This is a genomic window from Rhizobium pisi (assembly GCF_003938655.1).
Taxonomy (GTDB): Bacteria; Pseudomonadota; Alphaproteobacteria; order Rhizobiales; family Rhizobiaceae; genus Rhizobium; species Rhizobium pisi.
In genome coordinates, this window is record NZ_RJJT01000010.1 from 59,731 (window position 1) to 78,624 (window position 18,894).

Sequence of the window (18,894 nt, forward strand, 5' to 3'; positions counted from 1 at the left end):
TCCAGCGTCAGGTACTCAGCACCTTCCTCACCCAGGCTGCGACCTCGTCACCGCTGCTCACATCTGTCTGTACCAGACCGTCAATCATGAAGGTCGGCGAGACATGGATGCCGTTCTGCCGGGCATATTTGCAGTGCCACTTGATCTCCCGATCGAGATCCGGGATTGCGAAGGCCTCTTTCAGCTTCACGCCGCTGTAGCCTTCCAGGCGCTCGATGATCTGGTTCGGCGTCACGTCCATATTCGGGCCGCCCGCGTGTTTGTCGAATTCGAATTCCTCTCGATGCGCGGCAACCGCGGCCATGACCTTCTTTGCCGTCTCCTTGCCGCCCTCCAGCGTCGAGGCTGCGATGACGCAGCGCGTGATGACACCGGAATACATATGCCAGGGTTGCGACTGCAGGCGGATCTTTACGGTGATCCTGTCTACGCCGGCTTGATCGAGAAGGGCGTCGAGCTTGTTGAATGCCTTGGCTGAGTAAGGATCGGTCAGCTCGAGGAAGGCCTCGAAGATGCGCGGGCCGTTGCCCCAAGTCAGCGGGTCTGCGTGCCAGGAAGTGGTCATTATGGAATTCCTCTCCGAAGCGATTTAGGTTACCAGGCTCCAGAAGCCATGCTTCTTGCCGTGCCGACGCTTAAGCTCCGCGACATAAACGTCATGGGATCCTGCGTTGCCAAAGTCATCGATGTGAGGCGCGAGGGACGCGCAGTCTGCAAGATGTCTCGCCGCGTGTTTATAGCGGCTGGAGCGGCTGTTTTCGAGCGTGAAATCGATCATGGAGCGCAAGAGAATGGTTTTCGCGAGCGGGTGTTTCTCCGCCAGAGCGTCGGCCGCCCTCGTCATCAGCTCATAGAGATCGCCGTCCAGTTCCGTCTTCCTCGTCACCACCAGTTTTGCCGCTTCGGCAGGCGCCGGCCAATTCAGGAAAAACCCGAGTGCGTGGTGGATATCAGGGAAAGTCTGGGCATGGGCGAATGCCTTCTCCTCGGCCTCGAGATCGTCGAAATCCGGCAGTCGTTTGAGGAAAGCCCGGAGGTGTTCCTGATGCAATGACCGCTTGAAGCACTCCCATCGATAGGCCTGCGCCTCCTCTGCGTCCCCCAGCGCCTCGAGCGTGTCGACGCGAGCAAGCTGCCATTCGAATGGCATGGCGGTCCAGCTTCTCATGTCGGCCTCGTCCAACGTCTCAAGCGCTTCCTTCGCCCGCCCGGCCAAGAGCAGGCGATGGGCGATATCGGCCGCAATCGTCGGCGTCTTGCGCGTTTTCTCGGGTTGTTGCGCGATGTAGGCATCGACGTCGCCCTGGGCGTCGGCAACTTCCTGTAAAGCGATGCGCACCGTCAGATCCCGGTGATTGCCGTGGATCTCATCTTCGTAAATCGGGCTTCCGCCGTTCCAGCCGATGATCTCGCGTTTATCCTCCGCCGGCGTGTCCGTCGGCTCCTTGGACCATTGGATGAAAAGGGTTTTCAGGCGATTGAGGCCATCTTTGCCGAGAGCCGGCGCCATCGCCGCAATCAGGTTGTCGTACTGCCCATAGCCATCATTCTGCGTGGCTCTGAACACCTTGTCGGCCAGAACGTTGATATCGATCCTGGCGGCGAGGGCGATTGCGCCGGCATCCTCACAAGCCTGATGAAAACTTTGGAGTAGCGAGCCGCTGCCGTCGTTGGATCTCTCAAAGATTGAATCCGCCAGTGCGAGGAACTGTCATATCAGTTCGAAGGCCTCTTCGGGATCATCGGCGGCAACAGTCTCCGCGATCGTCTTGCGCTGCGTTTCCAGGTCGTTTTTCAGCGCCTTCACCTTGCGCCAGTCGATCAAGGTGCGAGCGCGGGCAATACTGGCAAGCCGCTTTCGTACCTCACGCGCTATCTCGACGCTGCCGTGATTGCCGGCAAGCTCCATTCGCAGCCGTCGCTTGCGGGCGGCGCTGCCCATGCTGATCTCGATCAGCAGCTCGGCAAGGCGCGGGGCGCCAAGGGATTCGAGATTCTTCGCATTGAGTGTTGTCTTGGCTGCCATGGGTCATCGCCGTCGTTTCTGCCATGACCCTATCTTGGAGGCGGTACGGGGCCAAGGTGGGGAATGTGCGCAAGGGTTAATCCCTCGGCGCCTCTGTATTAGCTAAAAACTAACGCTGCCTCGTAACGACTCCTAAAGCCGGTTTTGGCACCTTGATGCCTGTCGAATATTGTTTCCAAATTTCTCGCTGGGGTTGATGATGAGTCATAATAAAGACGCCTGGGTCAGCCAGCGCGCTTATTCGCTGTGGGAATCGGAAGGCCGGCCGGAAGGGCGCGGGGAAAGCCACTGGATGCAGGCGATGAGGGAATTCGAGCAGCTGGAGCTGACGAAGGCCTCGCCCGATGGAAACGATCTCATCGAGAAGTTGAAGGCAGCCGGGCGGCTGATGCGGGTCTATGACGAGCCGGTCCTCGAAGTCGAGAACGAGCGACAGCGGAAAGCGGCCCTTTAAGGCAATTTCAGCAAAGGTGCTTATCGGTTTCGTGTCCGGAATGGCACAGGAAAAACCACGGAGCGATTTTTGCAACCAGAATAGTCAGCGACATTCCAGGCGGACGATCGGTCTTGCCGGCAGGCGTCTTGTCACTTCGACGAAGCCTGCATCGAGGAACATCGAAAGCGTTCCCGGATAGAGTTCGGCGCCGTTCGAAGCACGGGCCGCCTGATCGACGGGATAGGCCTCGAGACATTCAGCGCCATTCGCCCTTGCAAACTCGACGGCGTGTTTCAGCAGCAGGCGTGAGAAGCCCTGACGCCGGAACGGCTTGCGGACGATGAAGCAATTGATCGACCAGACCGGCCTGTCGTCGATCGGAGCGAAGGGTTTCGAGCGGCGCAGCCGGTCGAAGACGGCGCGCGGCGCCACACCGCACCATCCGGCCGGCTCGTCCTCATGGCAGGCGAGAATGCCGGGCGGGCGGGGCTGGGTCATGAGGCTTCGAAACCAGCTGCGATTTCCCTCCCCCCATCCCGCTTTATAGTCGGCATTCGGCAGATACCAGTAAGCGCAGCGGCAATTCCGGCCGCCGGAGCAATCGTCGAAGACCGCTTCTATATCGGCCTGGCGGTCGGCGGTTGCGGGGAAGAAAGAAAAGCGGTCCTGCATGCGGGGGAAGATATGGCGCGGCCGGATGATCGGCAAGCGCCTGCTCCCCGCCGCTCCAACTCTATTGGCGGGCGGCCCAGCCGAGGCCGCGCCGCAGGATCAGCGGCATATAGGGATGGTCGAATTCGGCGGCGACGTGGCCTAGGGCGGAATAAAAGATGCGGCCGGCGCCGAAATGGCGCTTGAAGACGACGGGCATCACGACATTGCGCGCCGCCGGATCGTAAGTGCCGGTAAAGGTCGTCGTCGCGAGGATTTCGACGCTCGGATCGTAGTGGAGGTAATATTGCTCCGAGTGATAGTCGAAGTCGGGAATGCCTTCCATGACAGGGTCGTTCTGTCGGGTGATGCCGACGCGGAAATCGATAATATTGCCAGGATGAGCGACCCAGGTGACGCCGGAGACGTAGCGGAAGGCAGCACTTTCCTTGAAGGAGGTGGCGAGCGCGCCGTGATGGCCGCCGAGCCCAAGCCCGCCGCGTACAGCCTCGACCAGGGCGCTGGCGTGAGCCTTTTCAAGCGTTTCGCCGGTGATAACAGGCACGAGAAGATCGGCCCTTGCGAGTTGAGGCGAGGCGAAGATGCCGAGATCACCGGTCACTTCGACGGCAAATCCGTCTTCGCGCAGGAGATCGGCGACGATTCCGGCGCATTGTTCAGGCTCATGGCCCTGCCAGCCACCCCAGACGATGATCGCCTTTTTCATATTGTGCCCTCCGCCGAAATCATTCCTTGCCCACTAGATCAGACGATTATGCAAATCACGCGAATAATGCGCCAACATTCGCGTCAATGCCCCGCGGTGAACCCTGTGCCGGCCGGAAGCGATATCGCCATTTGACGTATTGTCCGTCCAGGTTGATTGCAGTTCTTTCTTTTTATTGACGTGTATCTCGTCTAGGTTCCGCCTATCTCTCATTGAATAACAAGGGTGATACATGGCAGGTGAAACGGTTCTTGTTGTGGGTGGGGCCGGCTATATCGGCTCGCATACGTGCCTCGACTTGGCAAACAAGGGCTACAAGCCCGTCGTCTTCGATAATTTTTCGAACGGCCATCGCGAGTTCGTCAAATGGGGACCGGCCGAGGAAGGCGATATTCGCGACCGCGCCCGGCTGGATGAGGTGCTGGCCAAGCACAAGCCGGCGGCGATCCTGCATTTCGCGGCCCTGATCGAGGTCGGCGAATCGGTCAAGGATCCGGTTTCCTTCTACGAGAACAATGTGATCGGCACCCTGACGCTGCTTTCGGCGGCGCAGGCGGCCGGTATCAATGCCTTCGTCTTCTCCTCGACCTGCGCGACCTACGGCCTGCCGCAGAGCGTGCCGCTCGACGAGACGCACCGGCAGGTGCCGATCAATCCCTATGGACGGACGAAATATATCGTCGAGCAGGCGCTTGCCGATTACGACCAGTACAGGAGCCTGCGCTCGGTGGTGCTGCGCTATTTCAATGCGGCCGGCGCCGACTTCGAGGGCCGGATCGGCGAATGGCACCAGCCGGAAACGCATGCGATACCGTTGGCGATCGATGCCGCGCTCGGGCGCCGGCAGGGTTTCAAGGTGTTCGGCAGCGATTACGAGACCCGCGACGGTACCTGCGTGCGCGACTATATCCATGTGCTGGATCTTGCCGATGCGCATGTGCGCGCCGTCGAATATCTCTTGAGAGGCGGAGAATCCGTAGCACTCAATCTCGGCACGGGCACCGGTACGACGGTGAAGGAATTGCTCGGCGCGATCGAAGATGTGTCGAACAGACCTTTCCCGGTCGAATATATCGGCCGGCGCGAAGGCGATTCTCACACTCTGGTCGCCAATAACGACAAGGCGCGCGACGTGCTCGGCTGGGTGCCGCAATATGATCTGTCTCAGATCATCCGCTCCGCCTGGAACTGGCATGCAAAATCCAACCAGCATTGAGCCAACCCGCATTGAGAAGGCCCGCCGGCCGAACGTCCTGCTGATCACGGCGGACCAGTGGCGCGGCGATTGCCTGTCGGGCGTCGGGCATCCTTGCGTGAAAACGCCTGCTGTCGATGCGTTGGCGCGGGAAGGCACGCTCTTCCGGCGCCATTATGCCGGGGCCGCACCCTGCTCGCCGGCGCGGGCGACGCTTTATACGGGCCTCTATCAGATGAACCATCGCGTCTGCCGCAATGGTTCGCCGCTCGATGCCCGCTTCGACAATCTGGCGCTGGCGGCCCGGCGGGCCGGATACGATCCGACGCTGTTCGGCTATACAGACACGGCGCCCGATCCGCGCGGCATGGACAGGAACGATCCTCACCTGACGACCTATGAAGGCGTGTTGCCGGGCTTCATCGCTCGCCAGCTTCTGCCGGAGCACGAGAGACAGTGGCTCTCCTGGCTCAGGTCCCGCGGCCACATGAATGCCGTCAGTCGCGATATCCACATTCCCGTCGGCGCGGCGCCGGGAGAAATTTCCGATGCGGCGCCGGCCTACTCGCGCGACGAGACGCAGACGGCTTTCCTGGCCGGCGAGTTCATCCGCTGGATGGGCGAGCAGGACAGGCCCTGGTTTGCTCATATCTCCTTCCTGCGCCCGCATCCGCCGTTCTCCGTGCCGGAGCCGTTCAACCGCATGTTCAAGTCTGGTGACGGTCCGGCTTTTGCGCGTGCGCAAAACCACCAAGCGGAAGAAGACAGCCATCCCTATCTTGCGTATGCCATGCCACGCTCCGACAAGGGCAGCTTCGTCTATGGTGCGACGGGATCGCTCAGCTGCTGGAACGCGGAGGATTTCGCGGCGATTCGGGCGATCTATTACGGCATGATATCGGAGGTCGATACGCAGCTCGGCCGCATCTGGCAGGCCCTGAAAGATGCCGGCGCGTGGGACGATACATTGATCGTCTTCACTTCCGACCATGCCGAGATGGCCGGCGATCACTGGACGCTCGGCAAGGGCGGGTTCTTTGACGGCAGCTATCATATTCCGTTGGTGATCCGCGATCCCGCAAGCGGTGGCGCGGGCGGAACCGTCGACGATTTCACCAGTGCCGCGGATATTTTCCCCACCCTTTGCGAAAGGCTCGGCATCGAAGCAGCAAACGGGCTCGACGGGCGCTCGCTTATGCCGTTCGTCACGGGCGGGCGGGCAGAGGGCTGGCGGGATGCGGCCTTCTGGGAATTTGATTTCCGCGATATCGCCGGGGGCGAGGCGGAGCGGTATTTCGGGCTGAGGTCCAACGAATGCAACCTCGCCGTGATCCGCGACACGCGGTTCAAATATGTGCATTTCACCGGGCTGCCGCCGCTGCTCTTCAATCTCCGCGACGATCCGATGGAGCTCGATAATGTCGCTACGGATCCGGCCCATTTGGCGATCCGGCTCTGTTATGCCGAGAAGCTGCTTTCGCTGAGGGCGCGGCATCTGGACCAGACGCTCGCCTATACCGAACTCACGGAAAAAGGGCCGGTCAAGCGCCGGCCCTGATATCTTTCTAACCGAGATAATCGCGCTTGCCGATCGGCGCACCCTGGCTGCGCAGGATGGCGTGGGCCGTCGCAACGTGGAAATAGAAGTTCGGCAGGGCGAAGGTGGCGACATATTCGTCGCCCGGCAGGACGATGCCGCTTTTGCCCGGCAGGGTGATCTGGCGGCTTTCCGTGCCTTCCAGCGCTTCGGCCGAGAAGCCGGCGAGATAGGCTTCGGTTTTTTCCAGGCGCTCGCGCAGCTCGTCGAACGTCTTCTCGTTGTCCTCGAACTTCGGAGCCTCGGTCGCGGTCAGGCGGGCGAGCGTGAATTTGGCGCTGTCGCTGGCGCGCTGATACTGGCCGGAAAGCGGCAGCATGTCGGGTGCCAGCCGGGTGGAGATCAATATGCCGGGATCGAAATTCTTTTCCTTCGCATAGGCTTCGGCCTTGTCGAGATAGGTTTTCAGGCTGCCAAGGCCGCGCTGGAACATGGGAACTGTAAGGCGATATATCGAAATGGACATCTGTCCTGTCTCCAAAATCTTCAAATGATCCGGCCGCGGCGATAGGGCGAAGGCGCCACGGCCATGAGCCTGCCTTCGGCCCTCCCATAGATGGAGGTTCCCTTCGCCTTTCACAATGTGGGGAATGCAAGGCGCCGGTGGCAAAGCCCCGGCATTTGTCCCCGCATCTTCGTCTCGCCGCCACCGCTAAAGAGGCTTGACGTCGTTCCCAGAAAATGGAATGAATATTCCGCAGAGCAAATTTGACGGTTTGTTTGTTCCGTTTTTCGGACCGCCACGGGAGAGGTGGCGCATGCAGGGGATTGCGGCTTCAGGGCAAATTGCCTGGGGCTCCGGCGTGAGGAGGGTGCAGCCGGGCACCGCTTGTGGAGGAAATGAAATGAAAAAGTTTATCCTGGGCACTGCGATGGCGCTCGTCATGTCGACGGCCGCTCACGCAGAAACGGTCGGCGTCTCGATGGCGAAGTTCGACGACAACTTCCTGACCGTTCTTCGCAACGGTATGACCGATTATGCCAAGACGCTGAGCGGGGTTACGCTGCAGGTCGAAGACGCGCAGAACGACGTTTCCAAGCAGCAGAGCCAGATCCAGAACTTCATCGCATCCAAGGTCGATGCGATTATCGTCAACCCTGTCGATACCGATGCGACCACGGCGATGTCGAAGCTCGCCGCTGACGCCGGCATCCCGCTGGTTTATGTCAACCGCCAGCCTGTCAACGTCGACACGCTGCCGGAAAAGCAGGCCTTCGTTGCTTCCAACGAGCAGGAATCCGGCACGCTGGAAACCAAGGAAATCTGCCGCATTCTCGGCGGCAAGGGCAAGGCCGTCGTCATCATGGGTGAGCTTTCCAACCAGGCTGCGCGCATGCGCACCCAGGACGTTCACGACGTGATCAAGACGGATGAATGCAAGGGTCTGGAGATCGTCGAAGAGCAGACGGCCAACTGGGATCGCACCCAGGGCGCCGACCTGATGACCAACTGGCTCTCCAGCGGCATCGAATTCGACGCCGTGATCTCCAACAACGACGAAATGGCGATCGGTGCCATCCAGGCGCTGAAGGCGGCCGGCAAGGACATGACCAAGGTTGTCGTCGGCGGTGTCGACGCCACCCAGGACGCGCTTGCCGCCATGCAGGCAGGCGATCTCGACGTGACCGTCTTCCAGGATGCCGCCGGCCAGGGCAAGGGCTCGCTCGATGCTGCGCTCAAGCTCGCCAAGGGCGAAAAGATCGACAAGAAGGTTTATATTCCCTTCCAGCTCGTCACGCCTGCCAACGTCAAGGACTTCGTCACCAAGAACTGAGACGAGTGCCAACAGGATGCGGGCTCTGCCCGCATCCTTTCCGCCTGTCCGTATCCGGAGGAGATGATATGGCCGTCAGCCCGACAACCATGGCCGCCGTGCGTGCGAGCGGCGCCGTTCCGAATGCGGAATATCTGTTGAGCGCCGAGGGGGTTCGCAAGGAATTTCCGGGCGTCGTCGCGCTCGACGACGTGCAGTTCCGGCTGAAGCGCGCCTCCGTGCATGCGCTGATGGGTGAAAACGGCGCCGGGAAATCGACGCTGATGAAAATCCTCGCCGGCATCTACACGCCCGACAAGGGCGATATCCGCCTGAAGGGCGTCGATATCCGGCTGAAATCTCCGCTCGACGCACTGGAGAACGGCATTGCCATGATCCATCAGGAACTGAACCTGATGCCGTTCATGACGGTCGCAGAAAACATCTGGATCCGCCGCGAACCGAAGAACCGCCTCGGTTTCGTCGATCACGGCGTCATGCACCGCATGACCGAGGAACTCTTTACCAGGCTCAATATCGACATCGATCCCGATATCGAGGTCCGGTACCTGTCGGTCGCCAACCGGCAGATGGTCGAGATTGCCAAGGCGGTTTCCTATAATTCCGACGTGCTGATCATGGACGAGCCGACTTCGGCGCTGACGGAGCGCGAGGTCGAGCACCTCTTCCGCATCATCCGCGATCTCAGATCTCAGGGCATCGGCATCGTCTACATCACCCACAAGATGAACGAGCTTTTCGAGATCGCCGACGAGTTCTCGGTCTTCCGCGACGGCCGATATATCGGCACGCACGCTTCGACCGACGTTACCCGCGACGACATCATCCGCATGATGGTCGGGCGCGAAATCACCCAGATGTTTCCGAAAGAAGAAGTGCCGATCGGCGAGGTCATACTCTCCGTCAAGGATCTTTGCCTCAACGGCGTCTTCAAGAACGTCTCCTTCGAGGTAAGGGCGGGCGAGATTCTCGGCGTGGCCGGCCTTGTCGGTTCCGGGCGTTCGAATGTTGCCGAAACGCTGTTCGGCGTGACGCCGGCAAGCTCCGGCTCGATCGAACTCTACGGCAAGCCGGTGACGATTTCGTCGCCGACCGAGGCTATCCGTCACCAGATGGCGTTCCTGACCGAGGACCGCAAAGATACCGGCTGTCTGCTGATCCTCGATATTCTCGAGAACATGCAGATCGCCGTTCTGCAGGACAGATATGTCAAGGGCGGCTTCGTGCAGCAGGGCGCCATCGAAGCGACCTGCGAAGACATGGCAAAAAAATTGCGGGTGAAAACGCCCAATCTTTACGAGCGGGTGGAAAATCTTTCGGGCGGCAACCAGCAGAAAGTGCTGATCGGGCGCTGGCTGCTCACCAATCCGCGGATCCTGATCCTTGACGAGCCGACGCGCGGCATCGATGTCGGCGCCAAGGCGGAAATCCACCGGCTGGTCACGGAGATGGCGCGAAACGGCGTAGCAGTCATCATGATCTCGTCCGAAATGCCCGAGGTTCTCGGGATGAGTGACCGCATCATGGTCATGCATGAGGGGCGCGTGACCGGCTTCCTCAATCGCGATGAAGCAACGCAGATCAAGGTGATGGAGCTGGCTGCGCAGTGATGCGCCGTCGGCCATCGCCCAAGGGAGGTTTGACATGAGTACCAAGGCAGCAGAGGGCGCGGCTCCGCTCGCAACCCGTCAACGGCGGCGGCGCTTGCCGACTGAGCTCAGCATTTTCCTCGTGCTCGTCGGCATTGCGCTCATCTATGAAGTGCTCGGCTGGATGTTCATCGGCCAGAGCTTCCTGATGAATTCGCAGCGCCTAACGATCATGATCCTGCAGGTCTCCGTCATCGGCATCATCGCCGTCGGCGTCACGCAGGTCATCATCACCGGCGGCATCGATCTTTCGTCAGGCTCGGTCGTCGGCATGACGGCGATGATCGCGACCAGTTTCGCCCAGTCCTCGACCTGGGGGCGGGCCGTCTTCCCATCGCTGACCGACCTCCCGGCCGTCGTGCCGATCCTCGTCGGCCTGTTGATCGGGGCGGCCGCGGGTCTGGCGAACGGCGCGCTCATTGCCTACACCAAGATCCCGCCGTTCATTGCAACGCTTGGCATGTTCGTTTCGGCCAGAGGTGTGGCGAAGTGGTATACCAAGGGCCAGCCGGTTTCCGGGATCACCGAGCAGTTTCACTTCATCGGAACCAAGGCGTGGCCGGTCGTCGTCTTCCTGGTCGTTGCGCTGATCTTTCACATTGCGCTGCGCTATACCCGCTACGGAAAGTTCACCTATGCCATCGGCGCGAACCCGCAGGCGGCGCGCGTTTCCGGCATCAACATCGAGGCGCATCTCGTCAAGGTCTACGTGATTGCCGGCTTGCTTGCCGGCCTGGCCGGGATCGTTACGGCCGCTCGCGCCGAAACCGCACAGGCGAGCATGGGCGTCGGATATGAACTCGACGCGATCGCCGCAACCGTCATCGGCGGCACCTCGCTGACCGGCGGCGTCGGGCGCATCACCGGCACCGTCATCGGCACCATCATCCTCGGCGTCATGACATCAGGCTTCACCTTCCTCAGGATCGACGCCTATTACCAGGAGATCGTCAAGGGCTTCATCATCGTTGCGGCCGTCGTCATCGACGTCTACCGACAGAAGAAACGCCGCAAGCACTGATCTGCGGCCATACGATCCGAGGTTTTTCGCGGGGGCTTCGGCCCCCGTTTCGATTCTGGCGAAGCTCCGGACGTCGATGACGAATTTCTGAAAAAAGAGGTGGCGAATTCCGTCAGCTTTTCTATTCTGACTGCTTCATTCGCCCTCTGCAGCGCCGCGCGTCTGAAAAGACGCGCAAAGGACGCTGCAGCACTTTGAATGCTGCATAATTTTATTCATAAATCGATTCCGATTTAAGGAATTATGCAGTAGGGCAGCGCAGGAAGACAGATGCAATTCGTATTTGACGGTCACAACGACGTTCTCCTTCGACTCTGGACCCATGCAAAAGACGGTAGCGACCCGATCGCGGAATTCGCAGACGGCACGACGGTCGGCCATATCGATGCGCGTCGTGCGAGAGAGGGCGGTCTTTCGGGCGGTCTCTGCGCCATCTATATTCCCTCGGGCGATCTCGTCTTTGCCGATCCGGATGCCGAAGGCCGCTATGTGACGCCGATGGCGGCTCCTCTCGATCCGTTGCCTTCCCTTGCCATCGCCAATGAGATGGCGGCGATCGCGCTGCGGCTCGACCAGGCAGGCGCCTGGCGGCTCTGCCGGACGGTGAAGGATATCCGCAGCGCCATGGCGGAAGACATTTTCGCCGCCGTCATGCATATGGAAGGCTGCGAGGCGATCGGTGCCGATCTTTCTGCGCTCGAGGTATTCTATGCGGCGGGGCTTCGCTCGCTCGGGCCGGTCTGGAGCCGGCACAATGTCTTCGGCCACGGCGTGCCCTTCGCCTTCCCGATGTCGCCGGATACGGCACCTGGTCTCACCGACGCCGGTTTCGCGCTGGTGAGGGAATGCAATCGCCTCGGTGTCCTGATCGACCTTGCCCATATCACCGAGAAAGGGTTCTGGGATGTGGCGAAAACGACGGACCAGCCGCTGGTCGCAAGCCACTCCAATGCCCATGCACTGACCCCGGTCGCGCGTAACCTGACGGACAAGCAGCTCGACGCGATCCGCGAAAGCCGCGGGCTTGTCGGCATCAACTATGCCACTGCCATGCTGCGTTCCGACGGCCGTTCGGACAGCGATACGCCGCTGGCCGACATGATCCGCCACATCGACTATCTCGTGAACCGTATCGGCATTGACTGCGTGGCGCTCGGGTCGGACTTTGATGGTGCTACCATTCCCGAGGAAATCGGTGATGCGGCCGGCAATCAGAAGCTGATTGCCGCTCTCAAGGAGGTTGGCTATGCTGATGCCGACCTCGCAAAACTTGCCCGTGAAAACTGGCTTCGCATTCTGGCCCAAGCTTGGCGGGAGGACCGCGCCTAAGCCTTTTCATCCAATCAAAAACAGGGGAACAAACCATGATGATCACCAAGCTCAGCCGCAATTTCCGTGTGCTTTCCGCCGGAGCCGCTCTTTCGCTCCTGATGATGGCGGCGCCTGCCGCTTTTGCCGAGACACCCAAGGATACGCTGGTCGAGGGTTTTGCCATCGATGATATCATCACGATGGATCCGGGCGAGGCTTTCGAGCTTTCGACCGCCGAAGTCACCAGCAACAGCTACAGCCTGCTCGTTCGTCTCGACATCAACGATACGTCCAAGGTGAAGGGCGATCTCGCCGAGAGCTGGAGCGTTTCCGATGACGGCCTGACCTATACGTTCAAGCTGAAATCAGGCCTGAAATTCGCCTCCGGAAATCCGATCACCGCCGAAGATGTCGCCTGGTCGTTCGAGCGTGCCGTCAAGCTCGACAAGAGCCCGGCCTTCATCCTCACCCAGTTCGGCCTGACTGGCGACAATGTTGCCGAAAAGGCCAAAGCGACCGATGCCAATACCTTCGTCTTCACGGTCGACAAGCCCTATGCGCCGAGCTTTGTGCTGAACTGCCTGACGGCAACGGTCGCTTCCGTCGTCGACAAGAAGCTGGTGCTGGAGCATGTGAAGGCGGTGACGCCGGATGCCGAGCACAAATACGATAATGATTTCGGCAATGAATGGCTGAAGACCGGTTATGCCGGTTCGGGCGCCTTCAAATTGCGCCAGTGGCGGGCCAACGAAGTTGTCGTGCTGGAACGCAACGACAATTATTACGGCGACAAGCCGAAGCTCAACCGCGTGATCTATCGCTATATGAAGGAAAGTTCGGCGCAGCGGCTGGCGCTCGAAGCCGGCGATATCGACATCGCCCGCAACCTGGAGCCGGGCGACATCGACGCCGTTTCCAAGAATGCCGATCTGGCAACGACAAGCGCGCCCAAGGGCACGATCTATTACGTCAGCCTGAACAACAAGAACGAGAACCTGAAGAAGCCTGAGGTCCAGGAAGCCTTCAAGTACCTGGTCGACTACGATGCGATCGGCGCGACCCTCATCAAGGGGATCGGCGAAATCCACCAGACCTTCCTGCCGAAGGGCCAGCTCGGCGCGCTCGACGAAAATCCCTACAAGCTCGACGTTGCCAAGGCCAAGGAACTGCTCGCCAAGGCCGGTGTGCCCAACGGTTTCTCGATCACGATGGACGTGCGCAACACGCAGCCTGTGACGGGTATCGCCGAATCCATGCAGCAGACGCTGGCGCAGGCCGGCGTGAAGATGGAAATCATTCCGGGCGACGGCAAGCAGACGCTGACCAAGTACCGCGCCCGCACCCACGACATGTATATCGGCCAGTGGGGCTCGGACTATTTCGACCCGAATTCCAATGCCGATACCTTTACCGGCAATCCCGACAATTCCGACGCAGGCACGGTGAAGACGCTCGCATGGCGCAACACCTGGGAGGCGCCTGAACTAGACAAGGAAGCCAAGGCCGCCCTGCTGGAACGTGACGCCGCCAAGCGCGCCGCCATGTACCAGGATATCCAGAAGAAGTATCTGGCAAACAGCCCCTTCGTCTTCATTTTCCAGCAGACCGAGGTGGCCGGCTACCGCAAGAGCGTGAAGGACTTCAAGCTGGGTCCGAGCTTCGATACCAATTTCGTTGGTCCGATCGCCAAGGAATAATCCGGCGGGATTGACTGGTTTGAGTTCCGTGGAAACAACACAGGAGGCGCGGCCCCGAAAGGGCCGTGCCGGCGCCTTCGCAAAGGCGCTAGGGCGGTTCCTGTTTGCCGCCGTCACCACCTACTTCGGCCTGCTGGCCGTTACCTTCTTCATCGGCCGCGTCGTGCCGATCGATCCCGTGCTCGCCATTCTCGGCGATCGCGCACCAGCTCATGTCGTCGAGCGCGTACGACGCGAGATGGGCTTCGACCTGCCGCTCTATGAGCAGTTCTATATCTATATCAAAGGCATCCTGTCCGGCGATTTCGGCAATTCGGTGCTGACGACCAATCCTGTGATGGTGGATATCCGCCGTGCATTCCCGGCAACGGTCGAGCTTGCGACGCTCGGAACGCTCATCGGCGCCTGCGTCGGCGTGCCGCTCGGCGTTCTTGCCGCGGTGCGCCGTGGCAGCATCGCCGACCAGGTCGTGCGCGTCGTCGGCCTCATCGGTTATTCGGTGCCGATCTTCTGGCTGGCGCTGATCTCACTGGTGATCTTCTACGCGCAGTTGCGCTGGGTGGCCTTTCCCGGCCGCATCGACATCGTCTTCGAATATACCTTCACGCCGATCACAGGCTTCTATCTGCTGGACAGCGCCTGGCAGGGGCAGTGGGATGTCTTCTACGATGTCTTTCGCCACATCATCCTGCCGGCATCCCTGCTCGGCTATTTCTCCCTCGCCTATATCAGCCGGATGACGCGCAGCTTCATGCTGAACGAGCTTTCGCAGGAATATATCGTTGCCGCGCGCGCCAAGGGGCTTTCGGAAACGCGGGTGATCTGGGGGCATGCCCTGCGCAACGCCGCCGTGCCGCTCGTCACGGTCATTGCGCTTTCTTATGCCGGCCTGCTCGAGGGGTCGGTGTTGACAGAGACCGTCTTTTCATGGCCGGGCATCGGGCTCTACATCACCAATTCGCTGCAGAACGCCGATATGAACGCCGTGCTCGGCGGCACGATCGTCATCGGCACTGTTTTCATCGGCATCAACCTTCTGTCCGATCTTCTTTACCGGACACTCGACCCGAGGACGCGAAACCGATGACGGTTCCCGCCAGCCCATCCCCTGCGATGAGCCGCCGCGAATGGCTGCTTTCCGACCGGCCACAATCGCGCACACAGGCCCGCCTCGGCCGCGCCTATGTCACCTGGCGACAGTTCACGGCAAACAGGCTCGCCGTCGTCGGTCTGCTTGTTATCGTGGGGCTGCTCCTGGTGGCGGCTTTCGCCGATCTCATTGCCACGCACGATCCGGTCGTCGGCGATCTGCGCAATGCCCGCCTGCTGCCGCCGGGAACGGACGGCTTCCTGCTCGGTACGGACGATCAGGGCCGTGATATCTTTTCGCGATTGATCTACGGCTCGCGGCTGACGCTGCTCGTCGTCGGGCTCGTCGCCATCATCTCCGCGCCGATCGGGCTGATCGTCGGCACGGTATCGGGTTATGCCGGCGGCTGGGTCGATGCGACGCTGATGCGCATCACCGATATCTTTCTCGCCTTTCCGAAGCTGGTGCTGGCGCTTGCCTTCGTCGCTGCCCTCGGCCCCGGCATTCAGAACGCGATCATCGCCATCGCCATCACCTCCTGGCCGCCCTATGCCCGCATCGCCCGCGCCGAGACGCTGACGGTCAGGCGTTCCGACTATATCTCGGCGGTGAAGCTGATGGGCGCCTCGCCGCTGCGCATCATCGTGCGTCACGTCATGCCGCTCTGCATTTCCTCGCTGATCGTGCGGGTGACGCTCGACATGGCGGGCATCATCCTGACGGCGGCCGGTCTCGGCTTTCTCGGCCTCGGCGCACAGCCGCCGCTGCCGGAATGGGGTGCGATGATCGCCTCGGGACGACGCTTCATCCTTGATCAATGGTGGGTCGCGGCGATGCCCGGCATCGCCATCCTCATCGTCAGCCTGGGCTTCAACTTGCTCGGCGACGGCCTGCGCGATGCGCTCGACCCGAAGGAGAGCGGGCAATGACAACGCTTCTGACGGTCGATAACCTCAAGGTCAGCTACCCCACGCGAACCGGCGTGATCGAGGCGGTGCGCGGCGTCTCCTTCACGCTCGGCAAGGAAAGGCTCGGCATCGTCGGCGAATCCGGTTCCGGCAAGTCGCAGACCGGCCGGGCCATCATGGGGCTGACGCCGAAACACGGCATCGTCACGGCCGACAGGCTCGATTTCAGCGGCATCGACCTCATCAAGGCCTCTGCCGCGCAAAGGCGCAGCCTGCGCGGCAAGCGCATCGCCATGATCCTGCAGGATCCGAAATATTCGCTCGACCCGGTCATGTCGATCGGGCGGCAGATTTGCGAGACGCTGCGTACGCATGAGAAGGTCGGCAAGGCGGAGGCGCGCGATCGGGCGCTCGCCATGCTGGAAGCGGTGCAGATCCGCGACCCGAAACGGGTGTTCGATCTGCACCCGCATGAGGTCTCGGGCGGCATGGGGCAACGCGCGATGATCGCCATGATGCTGATTGCCGGACCCGAACTGCTGATCGCTGACGAGCCGACCTCGGCGCTCGACGTGACGGTGCAGCTCGATGTGCTGAGGATCATGGACAGGCTGGTGTCGGAGCGTGGCATGGGGCTGATCTTCGTCTCTCATGACCTGAGGCTGGTCTCTTCCTTCTGTGACCGCGTCATCGTCATGTATGCCGGAAAGATCGTCGAGGAACTCGCGGCCGCCGATCTCAAACATGCGCAGCATCCCTATACGAAAGGGTTGCTGAACTGCATGCCCGAGATCGGCGTAAACCGACATCCGCTGCCGGTGCTCGACCGCAGGCCGGAGTGGGCGGCATGAACGCAGCTCTCGCGATCGATAATCTTAGCGTCGTCTACGATCAGTTTCATGCGCTGAAGGATGTCGACATTACCGTCGAACGCGGCGAATCCTTCGGCCTCGTCGGCGAGTCCGGCTCGGGCAAGTCGACCTTGCTGCGCGCAGTTGCCGGGCTTGCGCCCGTTAGCGGCGGGACGATCCATATCGACGGCGAAGCGCTGAGAGGTTCGAAACGCAGCAAAGCCTTCTACCGGCGCGTGCAGATGGTCTTCCAGGACCCCTATGGCTCGCTGCATCCGCGCCAGACGATCGACCGGCTTCTGCTCGAACCGCTTGCCATTCACGGTATCGCCGACGGCGAAAGGCGCATCGCGCGCGCCCTTGACGAGGTTGGTCTCGGCAATGGTTTCCGTTTCCGCTACCCGCACCAGTTGTCCGGCGGCCAGCGGCAGCGTGTGGCGATCGCAAGGGCGCTGATCGTCGAGCCGTCCATTCTTTTGCTCGATGAGCCGACCTCGGCGCTCGATGCCTCGGTGCAGGCGGAGGTGCTGAACCTGCTGGAACAGATCCGCCGCGACCGCAAGCTCACCTTCGTGATGGTGAGCCACGATCTCGGTGTCATCACCCATATGTGCGACCGGCTCGCCGTGATGCGCAACGGCGCTGTCGTCGAGCGGTTGAGCTCGGAAGAGCTGGCGAAAGGCTTAGTTCAGGCGGACTATACGAGAAATTTGATGATCGCCAGCAAGGGTTTCGTCAAAGCCTGAAGGGTAATCTTTTCAAGCTCTTGAAAAGAAAAGATCGGCGACGGCGTTAAGGATAATGTTTTCCTAAAAGACGACCAATCAGCTAGACTATTGACAGTTGCCCCGGTTCTGTCATGATCCCGTTAACGATTGTTAGCTTTCGTGATCGATGGAGGTTGAGGCATGTTCTTTCTCGGTGGGATGACCATGGGTTACCTCGATCCTCCCGTGAAAGCCGAGCGCAGGGAACAGGGCTCACTATCCCTTCCTGCGGAAAAAGACCGCCGGCTGATCGACACGCCTGCCAATCCGCTTGAGAACGAGAACGTCGTTGAACGCTCGTTGATCTGGGCATGGCGCACGCTCTGCTAAAAGGGCTGGTTGAATTTTTCCTTCCGTTCGCTCTAGACGGAAATTTATCTCTACCTACCTGATAGAGAATATAAGAATATGATCGTGAGCCGCACAACCGGCCGCATAATAACAACGGAGGCGACATATGGCAGATCTGGGTATTTCGCATGCTCACGTGAACCACTATGGTTCCGCATCAAACAAGAAGCCGCTGACGACGCGCAACAGGTTTCAGGCGGCGCTGCATGGAGCGATCTTCACAGCGGCCTTCCTGTTCGTCGTAGCCATGGTTTGCGGCGTCGTCGGTTAATCCGACGGATCATAAGCTTCGGCAGGTGCCGGAGCTGCAGCGGTTTCCGCTCTCTCGAATTCCGGAACATTTAATCTGTCTCGGCATTCTCCTGACAATCGAATGTCAAAAGGAGAATGATCATGAGAGGTATTCTATTGTGGTTGATCGGTATTCCAATCCCGATCATCATCCTTCTTTACCTTTTTCACGCCGTCTAGAGGCCGTCGTATCGAATTTATTCGTGCGACGTGCTTGGATTCTTGTTGCAATCGGCTGCACGCGATTGCTGTATTCTTCTTGATACACCAGCAACCGGGCCGTCAGTCGGGCGAAGCAAGCTCTATTCCACAGCCGGACCAACCGTCACCGGGCGCATGATCCATGCGATCATGCGCCTTTCCTTTGTCCGAAATCGAAGAGTTCTTGCATTGGCGGACCCAAACGTGCCGCGACCTTTCAAATTCGCCTGCCACGTTTCAGGGCTTTGGTTTTGCGCGACACCTCAAAATGGCCGATATTTCCGTCACGCCGCGGGCCGGAAAAACCCACCCGAGGCCGCAATTCATACGCCTTGACTTGAATTATCCCG

General features: G+C 60.3%; 18 protein-coding genes and 1 pseudogene. 14 read left to right on the forward strand and 5 right to left on the reverse strand.

The features are described from left to right. Nucleotides 1–7 precede the first annotated feature (7 nt). Together EFD55_RS15455 and EFD55_RS15460 are read right to left on the reverse strand one after the other, a co-directional pair. Nucleotides 8–568: a DsbA family protein gene (locus EFD55_RS15455; RefSeq protein ID WP_125845924.1), complete on the reverse strand. Its 561-nt coding sequence runs from the start codon at nucleotides 566–568 to the stop codon at nucleotides 8–10. 21 nt (nucleotides 569–589) lie between these two features. After that, nucleotides 590–2,026: pseudogene (locus EFD55_RS15460) on the reverse strand (DUF6880 family protein). A 199-nt stretch (nucleotides 2,027–2,225) separates the two neighbouring features. On the opposite strand from EFD55_RS15460, the gene EFD55_RS15465 reads away from it, so the two are divergent. After that, on the forward strand, nucleotides 2,226–2,480 hold the full coding sequence (locus EFD55_RS15465; RefSeq protein ID WP_125845925.1) for a DUF2934 domain-containing protein: 255 nt from the start codon (nucleotides 2,226–2,228) through the stop codon (nucleotides 2,478–2,480). Nucleotides 2,481–2,564: 84 nt separating this feature from the next. Here EFD55_RS15465 and EFD55_RS15470 read toward each other — a convergent pair whose 3' ends face one another. After that, nucleotides 2,565–3,134: a GNAT family N-acetyltransferase gene (locus EFD55_RS15470; protein ID WP_125846133.1), complete on the reverse strand. Its 570-nt coding sequence runs from the start codon at nucleotides 3,132–3,134 to the stop codon at nucleotides 2,565–2,567. 61 nt (nucleotides 3,135–3,195) lie between these two features. After that, nucleotides 3,196–3,840, reverse strand: coding sequence for a ThuA domain-containing protein (locus tag EFD55_RS15475; RefSeq protein WP_125845926.1), 645 nt, complete (start codon nucleotides 3,838–3,840; stop codon nucleotides 3,196–3,198). Nucleotides 3,841–4,072: 232 nt separating this feature from the next. Here EFD55_RS15475 and galE point away from each other — a divergent pair, with 232 nt between their 5' ends. Together galE and EFD55_RS15485 are read left to right on the forward strand one after the other, a co-directional pair. Continuing rightward, nucleotides 4,073–5,056: a UDP-glucose 4-epimerase GalE gene (gene galE / locus EFD55_RS15480; protein WP_125845927.1), complete on the forward strand. Its 984-nt coding sequence runs from the start codon at nucleotides 4,073–4,075 to the stop codon at nucleotides 5,054–5,056. Then, a complete protein-coding gene (locus tag EFD55_RS15485) occupies nucleotides 5,034–6,593 on the forward strand; it encodes an alkaline phosphatase family protein (protein ID WP_125845928.1) in 1,560 nt (519 codons plus the stop codon). The genes galE and EFD55_RS15485 overlap by 23 nt, the downstream gene beginning before the upstream one ends. A gap of 7 nt (nucleotides 6,594–6,600) precedes the next feature. Here the strand turns inward: EFD55_RS15485 and EFD55_RS15490 are convergent, their stop codons facing one another. Then, nucleotides 6,601–7,098 (reverse strand): DUF1993 domain-containing protein, encoded by a 498-nt coding sequence (locus EFD55_RS15490; RefSeq protein ID WP_125845929.1) that lies wholly within the window; start codon nucleotides 7,096–7,098, stop codon nucleotides 6,601–6,603. A gap of 379 nt (nucleotides 7,099–7,477) precedes the next feature. Between EFD55_RS15490 and EFD55_RS15495 the strand changes: the two genes are divergently transcribed. The 11 genes from EFD55_RS15495 (at nucleotide 7,478) to EFD55_RS33180 (ending at nucleotide 18,323) form a co-directional block, all read left to right on the forward strand. Further along, nucleotides 7,478–8,407 carry a sugar ABC transporter substrate-binding protein gene (locus EFD55_RS15495; protein ID WP_027682402.1) on the forward strand — a complete coding sequence of 310 codons (930 nt, stop codon included), beginning with the start codon at nucleotides 7,478–7,480 and terminating at the stop codon, nucleotides 8,405–8,407. 68 nt (nucleotides 8,408–8,475) lie between these two features. After that, nucleotides 8,476–10,017: a sugar ABC transporter ATP-binding protein gene (locus tag EFD55_RS15500; RefSeq protein WP_125845930.1), complete on the forward strand. Its 1,542-nt coding sequence runs from the start codon at nucleotides 8,476–8,478 to the stop codon at nucleotides 10,015–10,017. A 34-nt stretch (nucleotides 10,018–10,051) separates the two neighbouring features. Then, nucleotides 10,052–11,077 (forward strand): ABC transporter permease, encoded by a 1,026-nt coding sequence (locus EFD55_RS15505; RefSeq protein ID WP_125845931.1) that lies wholly within the window; start codon nucleotides 10,052–10,054, stop codon nucleotides 11,075–11,077. Nucleotides 11,078–11,347: 270 nt separating this feature from the next. Then, on the forward strand, nucleotides 11,348–12,406 hold the full coding sequence (locus EFD55_RS15510) for a dipeptidase (RefSeq protein WP_125845932.1): 1,059 nt from the start codon (nucleotides 11,348–11,350) through the stop codon (nucleotides 12,404–12,406). A 35-nt stretch (nucleotides 12,407–12,441) separates the two neighbouring features. Beyond that, nucleotides 12,442–14,085, forward strand: coding sequence for an ABC transporter substrate-binding protein (locus tag EFD55_RS15515; RefSeq protein WP_125845933.1), 1,644 nt, complete (start codon nucleotides 12,442–12,444; stop codon nucleotides 14,083–14,085). Between the two features lie 19 nt (nucleotides 14,086–14,104). Next, the gene (locus EFD55_RS15520) at nucleotides 14,105–15,172 is read left to right on the forward strand and encodes an ABC transporter permease (protein ID WP_125845934.1); all 1,068 of its coding nucleotides are present in this window, start codon (nucleotides 14,105–14,107) and stop codon (nucleotides 15,170–15,172) included. Then, nucleotides 15,169–16,104, forward strand: a complete 936-nt coding sequence (locus tag EFD55_RS15525) for an ABC transporter permease (protein WP_125845935.1) — start codon at nucleotides 15,169–15,171, stop codon at nucleotides 16,102–16,104. Before EFD55_RS15520 ends, EFD55_RS15525 begins: the two co-directional genes overlap by 4 nt. Beyond that, the gene (locus tag EFD55_RS15530; protein WP_125845936.1) at nucleotides 16,101–16,934 is read left to right on the forward strand and encodes an ABC transporter ATP-binding protein; all 834 of its coding nucleotides are present in this window, start codon (nucleotides 16,101–16,103) and stop codon (nucleotides 16,932–16,934) included. The genes EFD55_RS15525 and EFD55_RS15530 overlap by 4 nt, the downstream gene beginning before the upstream one ends. Then, nucleotides 16,931–17,680 (forward strand): ABC transporter ATP-binding protein, encoded by a 750-nt coding sequence (locus EFD55_RS15535; protein ID WP_125845937.1) that lies wholly within the window; start codon nucleotides 16,931–16,933, stop codon nucleotides 17,678–17,680. Before EFD55_RS15530 ends, EFD55_RS15535 begins: the two co-directional genes overlap by 4 nt. A 162-nt stretch (nucleotides 17,681–17,842) precedes the next feature. Further along, nucleotides 17,843–18,031, forward strand: a complete 189-nt coding sequence (locus tag EFD55_RS15540) for a hypothetical protein (RefSeq protein ID WP_125845938.1) — start codon at nucleotides 17,843–17,845, stop codon at nucleotides 18,029–18,031. A gap of 127 nt (nucleotides 18,032–18,158) precedes the next feature. Then, a complete protein-coding gene (locus EFD55_RS33180) occupies nucleotides 18,159–18,323 on the forward strand; it encodes a hypothetical protein (protein WP_164737544.1) in 165 nt (54 codons plus the stop codon). Nucleotides 18,324–18,894 lie beyond the last annotated feature (571 nt).